Below are 11,187 nucleotides of genomic sequence, written 5' to 3'. Positions count from 1 at the left end.
AGGCCCTCGCCGCGAAGGGCTACAACGTCGATCTATCCGCGGTACCCGAGGACGGGAGACGCCTGCGATGATCGAGGCCGCCCTTGTTGCAGTCCTGGCAGCGGCCTTGAGCGCGGCGGCAGCCGGCGCGGTTAGCGGATCCGGTACTGAATGACCACCGCGGCCTTCCTCGTCATGCTGGCCGGGACGCTGGGCACTATCGGCATCGCGGTTCTCGCCCTCGAATGGGCGCCACTGCGCCGACGGTAATATCCTTACCCGATGCCCATCACCTCGCCCTTGAACTCGAGGTGGCGGAGCTGCGCCAACAGCTGGCGGCTGCTCAGGACATGCGGGTGGAAACCGCGGCGGATGCTGGGCGGCTTCATGCCGAGAACACCGCGTTGGGGGACGAGCTTGCCCGTATGCGCGCCGAGGCAGCCGTGCGGCAGATCTCTGCCACCGTACGGGGCAGGGCAGTTGCCTGACCGGATCGAGAGAGCATGCCGATCCGGCCCGAGCACTGCTTCTTCTACCCCATCGACTGGCCGCAGCTCTCGATCGCGATCCGGTTCGGGCGAGCGAGAGGCTGCTGTGAGGGCTGCGGACGGCCGCACGGGCGGATGGTCTACCACCTCGGCGATGGCCGCTGGTGGGACGCAGATGTCGGACGCTGGCGTGACGGCTGGGGGAGACGGATCCGGATCGCAGCAGGGATCGACATCCTCGGTCAGGCTCGACGAACGCGGGTCATTCTTGCCGCTGCCCATCGCGATCACGACACCTCGAACAACACTGACGCCAACCTCGCTGCCTTCTGCCAGCGCTGCCATATGATCCACGACCGGCTGGAGCATCAGAGGCGGCGATGGCGCACGCTGTTTCGCCGGAAGGCATTGGGTGATCTGTTCGGCGGCCCCTATGCCTAAGGCCGGCTTGCTTCCTGATGGTTCTCACTGCGGTCCGCCCGCCACGAGATGAACAACACCCTGGCGGACGCTCCTAGCCTGAAGGTCTCGGCGCGCATCGCATGCGGCGCCGGCACCGGAGAGGAGGTCAGCCATGAGACATCACGGCACCAGCCCCCGAACGTCGCGCATCGCTGATGCGGACCAGGACGGTCCACCCAACCACGACCGGCAGGGATAGTGGCTCTTCGAGCGGCAATCGACACTCCGGATCGAAGAGCGTGGGCCCTGCAACAACTCGCCGCCTCAGGTCGGCGGGTTTTTTCATGAGCTGATGCTGGCACTACGCCCGTGGCGCAGGCTCTGCCGTTCGCTTTCTGTACCTAGTGTGCTCCGAGCGCGGCAGCCGTGCTCAAGGGCCTCTGATACACCGGTTGGGCCTCTGGATGCCGCCTATGCCTACCCGCCCGATCCTTGTTCGCATTGCCCTCGCCGTGGCGCTGGTGGCTGTCTTGGTGGCGCTGGCCGACGGCGTGGCTCAACATGAGCTCCGGCAGGCGATCGGCGGCACAACCATAGCCGCTGCTGTGATGGACGCGCAGCCGTCCGGCGCGTCCGATGAGTAATCAAACGATACCTGTCCGAGGCATGGTCCTCCTCGCGATCCTGGCCGGGCCGGTCTCGGCCCTGGCGGCCGAGCCGGCCGAACTGCCAGCCTTGGAGCGGACATGGCATGGCTGCGTACGCGAGGCCTACGACCGGCAGCCGGAACGCGGCAGCCGACCCGGTCGTGAGCGGAACGCCCTGGACGAGTGCAAGCCCCACGAGGACGCCTACGTGGCGGCCTTGATGGCAGCCCGCCCCAACGACGACTTGCCCCTGAATGGGTGGGCGCGGACGTGGGCGGCGTACGTGTCGTTCGTGATGGATCCGGTGCAGGCTTGGATCAAGGCGCTGCGGCCTTGAGGAATTCCGCTAACAGCTGCTGAAGAGAGCCAAGCCAAACTCGGGTGCCGCCATTCGCATAAGGGCTGGCTATGGAACATCGCTGATCGCGGCAGGCCAATCAACTCAGTCCTATGGCTGGTCTCAGAACGGGTAGTATCGGAGTGAGGTCAGGCCGGTGACGAGGTGGTTGGACGGCTGGACACCGGACGCCCCCTGGAACGCGTCGCGCTCGGTGTAGGAGACCTGGGCCCCGGCCACGAGGCGGCCGTAGCTGCCCTTGTACAGGTCGTGCCAGAAGCCGCCGGTGATCTGACGGATGTCGCGGCTCTCCGCCTGGCAGGTTCCGCTCGCCGCGCCCTCGACGTCGCAGCCCGTCACCACCAGAGTGGGCGAGCCGTAGCCCGTGGTGTCGAAGGCGCCCGCCCGCGCCACGTGCTCCCAGCCGGCATAGACGTAGACGTCGGTGCCGGGCTGGACATGGGCGACCGCGCCGGCGAGCAGCTGGAAGGTGGGCAGCGGCGCGATCGACCCATCGGCCTTCAGCGCGAAATCCGGCAGCTGCGCCGAGCCGTAGCGGCCGATGCCCTGGCCGACGAGGCCGCTGACCTGGAGGTCGAGGCGTTTGTCGATCACCGGCACCGTCGCGGCGCCGCCGATGCCGTAGCCGAGTGCGGTGTCGGACCGACCGGGGAGGCGGACCGCGGCGGTGAGGTTGGTCGGGCTCAGCCGGTCGTCGAAGAAGCGCACCAGACCCTTGAGCTCGAAGTGGCCAAAACCCGGCTCGAGGGCGAGCTTGCCGATGATGTCGGGGGCGCTGTTGTTCGAATAGGTGGTGGCATTGTTGAGTAGGCCCGCCGCGTCGCCGGTGTTGTTGACGTTGACGAGGCTCGGGGCCGCGAAGGGGCTCGGCGGCAGCACGCTCTGGGGCGATTCCGCGGACAATCCGGCCCACAGCCCCGGGGCGATGTCCTTGACCACGCGCACCTGCGGGTTGCGGGTCCAGTTGAAGCCCGGCACGTATTGCGCGTCGATGGTGAGCGGGATCTGCTCCTTGAGCGGCGTGATGCCCGACAGGTCCGTGGTGATCAGGCTCCAGGCCTGCCCGGCTAGGACGTGCCAGCCGGTATCGAGGGCGTCGACGCTGGCGAAGATCTGCCGAATGCGCGGCGTGTAGCTGTTGCTCTCGCGCGAGTTCGAGGTGGTGCCGGCCGCCAGGAAGTCGATCTCGTAATAGCCCGATATCTGGAGCGTCGGCTCGACCTTCGCGGTGAACAGCCCGCTCAGGCGACTCTGCCGGGCGGAGAAGCGGAACTCGCTCTCGCGCGAGCGGGGGCCGTTGCGGAACGGGATGCCGTTGAAGTCGGTGGCGACGTCCGAGACGACGTTGGGATTGCGGAAGATGCCCGCGAGCTCGACGAAGCCCCCGGGGGTGAAGCAGATCGCCGGTCCGAGCGCGTAGCTGCCGGCGTTGCAGACGAGGTCGTTGGCGAGGATCACCGGGGCGCGCGCGCTGACGGCGGGCCGCGCCCCGCCGGGGCCGCCCACCTGGGCCACGCGCTGCTGGTGCTCGGTCCGGGCGGCGAGCCGGGTCTGCTCCCGCGACAGGACCCGGCGCTCCCGGGTCTCGCCGGCGAGCGCCGCCCGCTGGGTCCCCGCCTGCCGGCGCAGGGCGGCGAGTTCCTGCTGCATGGCCTGCATCTGCCGCTGCATCGCGTCCATCCGGGCCGCCATCTCGGCGACGCTCTGAGCGCGGGCCGGCAGCGGGGCCGAAAGCGGGGCCGCAATCGTGATCGAGGCGATCAGAGCCCCGAGCCGGGGAGATGGGCGATGGGGCGACGGCATCACGGGTATTCTCCGACGCAGGGTGCCGGGTCCAGCACCGGATGCCAGATATGGTTCGCACCGTTCTGCGTCGCCTCGTGCAACGACGCGCTCGCTTGAATTGTTCTGGGTAGCGTCCATCATGTGAGGATGCCTCCTGCGGGTCAAGGTTCCCGACGCTGTCATGATGTCTCCCTCCTTGATCGCTTGTTGCGTTGTGCGCGAGCGTGGAGCGCCTCGATCATCTCCGGGGTCGGGGTGATCTGCCAGGGCTGCCCCTTCGCTGATTGCCGTCCGCTCAGGTCGCCGCGAGCCAGGTACTTGAACACCGTCTGCTCCCTCACCCCGAGCACAACGGCCGCTCCCCGGATCGAGTAGTCCTCGTCCGGCCAGCGCGGTGGATTGGCGCTCACGCCGTTGATCTCGACCGTGGCAATGCCGAAGCGCTGCCGCAGCAGCCAGACGTTGCCGCCCGCGAACGCACAGCCGCGTGCCGCGACGAAGCCCTCGGCGTTCAGCCGCGCCGCGACCGCCTTGTTCATCAGCCCCGCAGGGTTGAGCGCCGTGATCCGGTCCCGCAGACGGTCGAGATCGATGTAGTCGCGATAGGTGTGGACGCGCCGCTGCACGCAATGCTCGCTCGTCGCTCCAGTCTACCAGACGATCTTGAGCCAGACCTGACCGCGCGTCGGCTTTCGGTCGATTTCGTCCTCTAATGGATCGATGGGCGGCAGCTCGATCCTGAGCGTTCGACGCTTTCGGGTGCCTGCGTTCTCTCCGTTCTCGTGCGGCACTTGATGGGGTCAGCCGGGTGCAGAGCGGCTCGGTTGAAAGCGCAGCCGGCACAAGGCCGCATGCTAAAAAAATCGATGCCATCTTCTGCTCCCTCCCTCGGGCGTCGCTCCCGCTCGGGAGTTCGGTTCGGCCTCCTGGCCGGGGATGTCAGCCGCTACGCAGGCCTGAACTCGGAGCCCTGCCGCAGCATCGCGTGCATGATGATCGCCAGCCGGCACGAGCACGATGCGTGCCTTGCGCATCGTCCAGCGCTTCGCGATGGCCAGAGCCCGAGCCTTCAGCTTCAGGGGCTGCCTGCAGCGCGTCAGCATCACGTCGGCGGCTTCGTACAGCAGCGTTCTGCCCCGCCGGTCGACGCACTTCGAGATGCTGCACGGTGTCGTCGACTTCGCCCGACTGGTAACGCCGTGGGACAAGACCGAGATGCGGCCCGACGTCGCGAGAGCGTTTGAAGCGCTCAGGATCGTCGATGGCTGCCCGTGCTGGCGGCCCTCGCCGACACCGTGCAGGATCTTCGAGGGGAGAGGGGCGGCCCTGCGCTCCCTGACCGGGCAGATCGACACCACGACCCCGAACGGACGGTTGATCTTCCACATCTTCGGAGCACCAGGTCCGTTCGAACGCGATCTCATTTGCGAGCGCACGCGGGTCGGGCTGAGCGCCGCCGCAGCCCGCTAGCGGCAAGGGCGGCCGCAAGCCCGTAGTCACCCCAGGGATTTTGCGCACAGCCCCGGTGCTGATCGGGCAGGGCCTGAAGGTGCGCGAAGCGGCCGCCTGCCGGAAGGTTAGCAAAAGCGCCCTCTATGAGGCATTGGCCGAATATGAAGCCAACATCGATCGTGAGGCTCGATGCAAAACGCAGCAGCGCTCGGGCGGGGCTGGCCGATAACCCGGACCGAGGCGGAGGCGCTTCGGTTGACGTTCAATAAACGCCACCCCAAGGTCATCCGATGAACCGAACGAAAACTCCGATCCTGAGCATTGCGGCGGCAGCCCTTGCCATTCTGTTATCAACTCCTGCTACGGCCGAGACGGTCAAGATCGTTGGCCTCGGCGCCTCGAGCTGCGCCCGCTTCAATCAGGAAATCGGAGAAAATCCCGCGCTTCAGCGTGATTACTTCGCGTGGGCGCAGGGCTTCATGAGCGGCGCATTGATCCGGGCGCCTCAGGGCGTGGACGAGGGACTTGATCTCACACCGCCATCCTTCCCGCTGCAGGAGCAAGTGGGCTTCCTGCGAGCCTTCTGCGCCAAGAACCAGGATCAGGACTACATGGACGCGGTGCGCGCTTTATATCACCGCCTGCGAGGGCCCAAAACTTAAGTTCAGCTTACAAGCAGACTAAATTGAACCCTGCTGCTGAGTAAGTCTTTGTAATCCTCGATCAGTTCCACAGCACGATGTTGTTGAGCGCAAGGCGCGCGCCAAATGGAGGCCTCGCGATCAACAGGTGATGGATAATCAATCAGACGCTTTTAGTGCCGCTCTTCATGGTGTCCGCCGCCGTCGTGGCCTTCACGCCGCTCCTCGTGGAGCCCTTCCCGACGTTCATGGTGACCGCTATCGCGACGTTCCTCCACCACGGCAGGACCGTGGCCCCCGCCCTGAACCTGTATCCCACCCGGGTTGACGTCGACGTGCTGAGCCATGGCTGTCGCTGGTGCGAGCGCGAGTACCGACGTCAGCAGCAAAACCGTAGGCGTTTTCATTGTCACCGTGACCTCCCTTGTCTTTATCGCGAATACTAACGCTCAAGCCGGAATTAGGATCCGTATTCTCTCTGACGCCAAATGGGACGTACCCATACACTCTGGATCGCAGCGGGGAACTTGAGTGGGCCTTCGTAGAGGTGGCGGTCGCGACGATGCTGGGCGGCTCGCGCCACAGTCTCACCGGGCGCTCCCCGCCCTGCCTTGTTCCGGGGCACGCTCATCACCGCCACCTCGGTCGCGTCGACCGCGGGGCTGATGGTTCGCTGGGGCGGAGCAGGGTCAGTAGCCCTGTCCTCCATGACTGCCATGGCCGCCGAAGGAGCGTCTGTGACCTCCCCCATAGCCAAAGCCGCGGCCAAACCCTCCGTGGCGGCCGTAAGACCGTCCATGGCCACCAGAATAGCCGTGCCGGCCGGAGCCGCCGTGGCGACCGTAGGATCCGCCGTAGCCGCGGGAATGACCATAGCCATGACCCTGAGCGGCGGCCGGCTCTGACAGCGACACGAAGCCGATACCGACCGCCAGGGCGAACAGACCGGCGGTCAGGGCCGCTTTGAAGCGAGGCGCGTCCGTCATTTGCATTCTCTCCTGGGTGAAAGGCACGGGTATCGTGCCGTCGTATCGTCAGCCTCGGTGTGCACCTTTGAACTGCACCTGAACGGAAGGTGCGATCGCCTGGTAGCTCGCACTTGTGGCCGCGGCCGGTCACACAGCCGCTCCATGCCCGCCGAATAGATGCCACCTGCCGGCGTTAGCCCCTCGGGACACACGACAGGAGCCAGAGGAGCCAGGCATGACGGCTGACGACCTCGACAAGCGGGCCGAGCTGACGATCTGGCTTGAAGCGGGGACGGGGCAGACCCGACAGGGTCGGGAGTTCGCGACCTTGCGCGAGGCGCTCTGCGCGGCTGTGGACGCGCTGCACGACCCGGAGGCACGGCCCTGGATCGTGACCGAAGAGGGCGACATCCTCTCACCCTACTGGATCCGGGAAAACCGTGATATGGCGCGCCGCCATCGAGGCGGACAGCGCGTGGGCCGTGCTCAACGGTCGGAACGCTGAAGCGGGGGGAGCCCTCTGACCGTCATGGTCGAGATTGTCGGGTTGCCCGACTGGTCCACACGGGACACCGGAGCCCTCCAAGACCCGCCAGCCACCACTCGGCGGCCGCGCAGATGATGCGCGCGCGGGGCTTGCGCCTCGTCGGAGTGCTGACGCTTGCCGGGCTGACCTCGGCCTGCCTCGTCGGACCGGACTACGCGCGCCCTTCGGCCGAGACCCCGCTGGCCTTCAAGGAGGCCGGCAGTTCCCCTGCGCCAGGTTGGCGGGTGGCCAAGCCGGACGACGCTGTCGCGCGCGGCACCTGGTGGTCGGTCTTCCGCGATCCCGTGCTCGACGGCCTGATCCGCGCTGTCGATGTCGACAACCAGACCCTGCGCCAGGCGATCTTCCGATACGAGCAGGCCAGAGCCGTGGTCCAGCAAGCTCGCGCCCAGCTATTCCCGACCGTGATCGGCGCCCCCAGCATCCGGCAATCCGGGAGTGGCAACGAGGCACGCACCACCCTGACCCTGCAAGGCTCGGCCAGCTGGGAGCTCGACCTGTTCGGCCGCATCCGCCGCCAGATCGAGAGCGGGACGGCCTCCGCTCAGGCCAGCGCGGCCAGCCTGGCGCTGATCCGCCTCACGAGCCAAGCGGAGCTCGCCACAAACTATTTTCAGCTGCGTTACCAGGAGTCGCTCCAGCGGCTCCTGAACGACACCGTCGCGGGCTACAAGCGCAGCCTCGCGATCACCCAGAACCAGTACGCGGCCGGTGTCGCCGCGCGCTCGGACGTGATCACCGCGCAGACCCAGCTCCAGACAACCGAAGCCTCGGCCATTGCAGTTGAGCTGCGCCGGGCCACATTCGCGCATGCCATCGCGATCCTGAGCGGCCGGCCGCCGTCGGAGATCACGATCCCCCGCGGACAGCTCGCCGCACGGCCGCCCGGGGTGCCTGTGAGCCTGCCCTCGACGCTGCTGGAGCGGCGCCCGGACATTGCTCAGGCCGAGCGCCTAGTTCAGGCGCAGAGCGAGCAGATCGGCGTCGCTGTGGCGGCCTTCTACCCGAGCGTGCGCCTGTCGGCCTCCGGCGGCCTCTCGGGCGATCCAGCCGCTGCGCTGTTTGCGGCCGAGAACCAGTTCTGGTCGGTGACCGCGGCCGCAACGGAGGTGCTGTTCGATGGCGGCGCCCGCTCGGCTGCCCTGCAGACAGCACGGGCAGCCTATGAGGTTGCCGTCGCGACGTATCGGCAGACGGTGCTGACGGCGTTCCGCGAGGTTGAGGACGGCCTTTCGGGAGCGCGCATTCTGGCACGGCAGCAGGTGGCGCAACAGGCTGCAGTGGCATCCGCCACGCGTGCCGTGGAGATCGCACTCAACGAGTACCGGGCCGGCACGCAGAACTACACCACCGTCGTCACGGCCCAGGCGATCGAGCTCAGCAACCGGGTAGCCGCGCTGCAGATCCAGGCCGCCCGCTTAACCACGGCCGTTGCGCTGATCCGGGCCCTGGGGGGCGGCTGGGATGTGCGCAGCCTGCCGACACGCGACGAACTCGTAGAGGCTCGCCTGCCGGTCGATAAGGGTCCGGCTTTGCACCCCGAGGAATGACGGATGTTGTCTTCTGAAGCGCAGCCGGCGGTGTCGCCCTTCTTCCAGTATCGGTTCGTCCCGACACCTTCTGCGAACTGGGCAACCCGAGGTGAGCCTTGCGGCGCAGGCTGACTTGCGTCGTGGAGAATTGCGATCAGGCACGTTGTCGGCCGCGGGCGTCCTTCTGTTTCTCGGATCAGCCTTCGTACTTGCCCAGAGCCTCCTCGATCTTGGGGCGTGAGGCGGGAGCCATCGACTCCTTACCCATCATCAGCCAACCACAAATCCTCCCGAAACGCCCTCGGTAACGCAGCGCTCATGGTGGCGCAGGCTAGCGAGGAGACGCGAAACGGGTCCAGGCGGCACGCTGCCGGACCGAGTTTGCAACCGCTGGCAGAATGCCCGCCCTCAACCGGAACAGACCGAAGGCGGGCTTGCGTCGGCTAACCCCTACTTGTGGTGCTCGCCGCTCTTGCCGTGTGCCTTCGTCGAATGCTCATGGGCGGTGGTCGAGTGACCGTGGGCCTCAGTCGAGTGCTTGTGACCGGCGGCGTGGTCGCCCTTGCCGTGATGCTCGGCGGCGGTTCGATGCGACTTAGCCGCCTTCTCGTGATGCTCGGCGGCTTCCGTGTGGGCTTTCTGGGGCATGATCGTCTCCATTGACGCGGGGGCACCTACGTGCATCCTTCCAATGGCCTGGCTGCCGTAACGGTTGCCTCGCTCGCGGCATGGTGACCCTTTATGCGGCAGAGAGCTGCCTCAATTCGCGCCAAGTCCGGCGACAAGTGCGGCCATGAACCCTCCCCTGGCAGCACCCTGCAGGGTGCCGCTACCATGGACGCCTCTCCAACCCATCACTCAGCCGCCGCCGTCGCGCCGTGCTGCAGCCGACCCTTGCCATGCCGGTCTGGGGTGCTGGGCATAGACCGAAGCTGCCGATTGCCAGTGAGAGTGGCCTCGATGTCGGCGCGCGGAGCATAGAGCCGTGTGACGGCAGACGTACCCTGACGTTGGCGGGCCTGGGCAAGCGCCTCGTGCCGCGCTTGCGGGCGTAGCGAGTTCAGCCGACGCGACGCCGGTGTTGGGGCCGGCGCACTCGACCCGGTGTTGGTCGACGCCAGAGAAAATCATCTCGCTTCGCCTGCCGGTCGACAGCGGGTTGGCCCTGGCCTGGGCAAGTGAACCCTCTAAAAGTCATGTGGTGCGTCCCTGAGAGGCAGATCCCGACTGCGGGACGAGAGATCAGGGCGCGCCCGAGGCGATGAGCTTCGGGATACCGGTGCGAGACGGCAGACGGCCGACTGGTGTAGCGTCATCGAAGTGGGGGCTACGCATGAGAATGTGCCCTCTGCCGGTGGCGTGTTTTCCGAGAATGATCGTCCCCACGTGCCGCCCTTGCAGCGCTCCCTTGCCCTATGGCTGGCTCTTGCTCTCGCCCTCGCCCAGGCGGCAGGGGCGCAAACGCCTCTAGAGGAAACTGCGCGGATCGCGGCCGAACCGAACTTCCTCGGCCGGCCGGGAGGAGCCGGCAACGATCCCCAGACCTCAGTCGCCCAGCCCGACTTCTCGGCCAGGCCGTCCGCGAACCTGAACACCTCGATCCAGGATCTATTGGAGCCGTATGGCGATCCGTTCGCGGCCCGTAGCTTCCTGAGGACGAGAGGCATCGCGTACAGCTTCACCTATGTCGGCGAGAGCTTCGGAAACGTCACCGGCGGCGCACGGCGCGGCGGCATCGCAGAGGGCCGTCTCGACTTCCAGTTCGACGCCGACCTGGACACCCTGATAGGTTGGCGGGACGCGGCTTTCCACACCAACCTCTACCAGATCCACGGCACCGGCCTGTCGCGCCACTACGTCGACAACTTCATGTCGGTCAGCGCGATCGAGGCGCTGCCGTCCTCCCGGCTCTACGAACTCTGGGTCGAGCAGAGGTTTTTCGACGGCCAACTCGGGATCAGGGTCGGCCAACTCGCGACCGACACCGAATTCGCCGTCAGCCAAACAGGAACCCTGTTCCTCAATTCGACCTTCGGCTGGCCCAACATCATGGCCTCCGTCATTCCGAGTGGCGGACCGATCTATCCGCTCGCCGTTCCGGCCGTGCGTGCGAAGTACGTGCCGAACCGGAGTTTCTCGCTGCAAGCCGGCATCTACGACGGTGACCCGGCGGGACCGCCGCGCCGCGGCAACGACCCCGACCCACAGCGGCGCAACCGCACCGGCACGAACTTCCGCACGAACGATCCTGCTCTGGTGATTGCGGAGGCCGCGTATGCCTACGGTCTCTGGGATTGCCCCGTTTTTGTGGACGGTTCAGGGGGCTTGGCTGAGCAGGGTCTCGATCGGCAGTTCTGACGCAGTCTCCTGCTCGTAGACGACGGGCGA

General features: G+C 66.7%; 11 protein-coding genes and 1 pseudogene. 8 read left to right on the top strand and 4 right to left on the bottom strand.

What is annotated here, in order from left to right; translation table 11 throughout:
• The first annotated feature begins 482 nt into the window (after positions 1-482).
• The 3 genes from MET9862_RS26250 to MET9862_RS26245 all read left to right on the top strand — a co-directional run bounded on the left by MET9862_RS26250 (position 483) and on the right by MET9862_RS26245 (position 1,853).
• Positions 483-908, top strand: coding sequence for a hypothetical protein (locus tag MET9862_RS26250; RefSeq protein WP_053608425.1), 426 nt, complete (start codon positions 483-485; stop codon positions 906-908).
• A 434-nt stretch (positions 909-1,342) separates the two neighbouring features.
• Positions 1,343-1,513, top strand: a complete 171-nt coding sequence (locus MET9862_RS29680; protein ID WP_163006263.1) for a hypothetical protein — start codon at positions 1,343-1,345, stop codon at positions 1,511-1,513.
• A gap of 22 nt (positions 1,514-1,535) precedes the next feature.
• Positions 1,536-1,853: a hypothetical protein gene (locus MET9862_RS26245; protein ID WP_238178970.1), complete on the top strand. Its 318-nt coding sequence runs from the start codon at positions 1,536-1,538 to the stop codon at positions 1,851-1,853.
• A gap of 123 nt (positions 1,854-1,976) precedes the next feature.
• Here the strand turns inward: MET9862_RS26245 and MET9862_RS26240 are convergent, their stop codons facing one another.
• The 3 genes and pseudogenes from MET9862_RS26240 to MET9862_RS26230 form a co-directional block, all read right to left on the bottom strand.
• Entirely contained in the window at positions 1,977-3,677 is a 1,701-nt protein-coding gene (locus tag MET9862_RS26240) for a hypothetical protein (protein WP_142585897.1), read from the bottom strand.
• A gap of 161 nt (positions 3,678-3,838) precedes the next feature.
• A complete protein-coding gene (locus MET9862_RS26235; RefSeq protein WP_142585896.1) occupies positions 3,839-4,285 on the bottom strand; it encodes a hypothetical protein in 447 nt (148 codons plus the stop codon).
• Positions 4,286-4,605: 320 nt separating this feature from the next.
• Positions 4,606-4,928: pseudogene (locus MET9862_RS26230) on the bottom strand (transposase); the annotation flags it as partial.
• On the opposite strand from MET9862_RS26230, the gene MET9862_RS30795 reads away from it, so the two are divergent.
• The 4 genes from MET9862_RS30795 to MET9862_RS26205 all read left to right on the top strand — a co-directional run bounded on the left by MET9862_RS30795 (position 4,875) and on the right by MET9862_RS26205 (position 8,817).
• On the top strand, positions 4,875-5,129 hold the full coding sequence (locus tag MET9862_RS30795; RefSeq protein ID WP_142585899.1) for a recombinase family protein: 255 nt from the start codon (positions 4,875-4,877) through the stop codon (positions 5,127-5,129). The pseudogene MET9862_RS26230 and the gene MET9862_RS30795 sit on opposite strands and share 54 nt — an antisense overlap.
• Before the next feature lie 272 nt (positions 5,130-5,401).
• Complete coding sequence (locus MET9862_RS26220) at positions 5,402-5,773, top strand: hypothetical protein (RefSeq protein ID WP_053622086.1); 372 nt, start codon at positions 5,402-5,404, stop codon at positions 5,771-5,773.
• 1,182 nt (positions 5,774-6,955) lie between these two features.
• Entirely contained in the window at positions 6,956-7,225 is a 270-nt protein-coding gene (locus tag MET9862_RS26210) for a hypothetical protein (RefSeq protein WP_053609210.1), read from the top strand.
• 116 nt (positions 7,226-7,341) lie between these two features.
• Complete coding sequence (locus MET9862_RS26205) at positions 7,342-8,817, top strand: efflux transporter outer membrane subunit (protein ID WP_053622095.1); 1,476 nt, start codon at positions 7,342-7,344, stop codon at positions 8,815-8,817.
• A gap of 432 nt (positions 8,818-9,249) precedes the next feature.
• Here MET9862_RS26205 and MET9862_RS26200 read toward each other — a convergent pair whose 3' ends face one another.
• Positions 9,250-9,447: a hypothetical protein gene (locus MET9862_RS26200; RefSeq protein WP_053622096.1), complete on the bottom strand. Its 198-nt coding sequence runs from the start codon at positions 9,445-9,447 to the stop codon at positions 9,250-9,252.
• A 738-nt stretch (positions 9,448-10,185) separates the two neighbouring features.
• Here MET9862_RS26200 and MET9862_RS26195 point away from each other — a divergent pair.
• Positions 10,186-11,157, top strand: coding sequence for a carbohydrate porin (locus tag MET9862_RS26195; RefSeq protein WP_306438915.1), 972 nt, complete (start codon positions 10,186-10,188; stop codon positions 11,155-11,157).
• The last annotated feature ends 30 nt before the right edge of the window (positions 11,158-11,187 follow it).

The sequence above is a fragment of the Methylobacterium symbioticum genome (genome assembly GCF_902141845.1).
In the GTDB taxonomy this organism is placed as follows: domain Bacteria; phylum Pseudomonadota; class Alphaproteobacteria; order Rhizobiales; family Beijerinckiaceae; genus Methylobacterium; species Methylobacterium symbioticum.
This window is presented reverse-complemented; position numbering and strand designations above follow the sequence as displayed.

What these genes read in the sequence shown, in the direction of transcription:
- MET9862_RS26250 (WP_053608425.1), top strand. Translation starts at nt 483, where the DNA reads ATGCCGATCCGGCCCGAGCACTGCTTCTTCTACCCCATCGACTGGCCG.
- MET9862_RS29680 (WP_163006263.1), top strand. Translation starts at nt 1,343, where the DNA reads ATGCCTACCCGCCCGATCCTTGTTCGCATTGCCCTCGCCGTGGCGCTG.
- MET9862_RS26245 (WP_238178970.1), top strand. Translation starts at nt 1,536, where the DNA reads ATGGTCCTCCTCGCGATCCTGGCCGGGCCGGTCTCGGCCCTGGCGGCC.
- MET9862_RS26240 (WP_142585897.1), bottom strand. Translation starts at nt 3,677, where the DNA reads ATGCCGTCGCCCCATCGCCCATCTCCCCGGCTCGGGGCTCTGATCGCC.
- MET9862_RS30795 (WP_142585899.1), top strand. Translation starts at nt 4,875, where the DNA reads ATGCGGCCCGACGTCGCGAGAGCGTTTGAAGCGCTCAGGATCGTCGAT.
- MET9862_RS26220 (WP_053622086.1), top strand. Translation starts at nt 5,402, where the DNA reads ATGAACCGAACGAAAACTCCGATCCTGAGCATTGCGGCGGCAGCCCTT.
- MET9862_RS26210 (WP_053609210.1), top strand. Translation starts at nt 6,956, where the DNA reads ATGACGGCTGACGACCTCGACAAGCGGGCCGAGCTGACGATCTGGCTT.
- MET9862_RS26205 (WP_053622095.1), top strand. Translation starts at nt 7,342, where the DNA reads ATGCGCGCGCGGGGCTTGCGCCTCGTCGGAGTGCTGACGCTTGCCGGG.
- MET9862_RS26200 (WP_053622096.1), bottom strand. Translation starts at nt 9,447, where the DNA reads ATGCCCCAGAAAGCCCACACGGAAGCCGCCGAGCATCACGAGAAGGCG.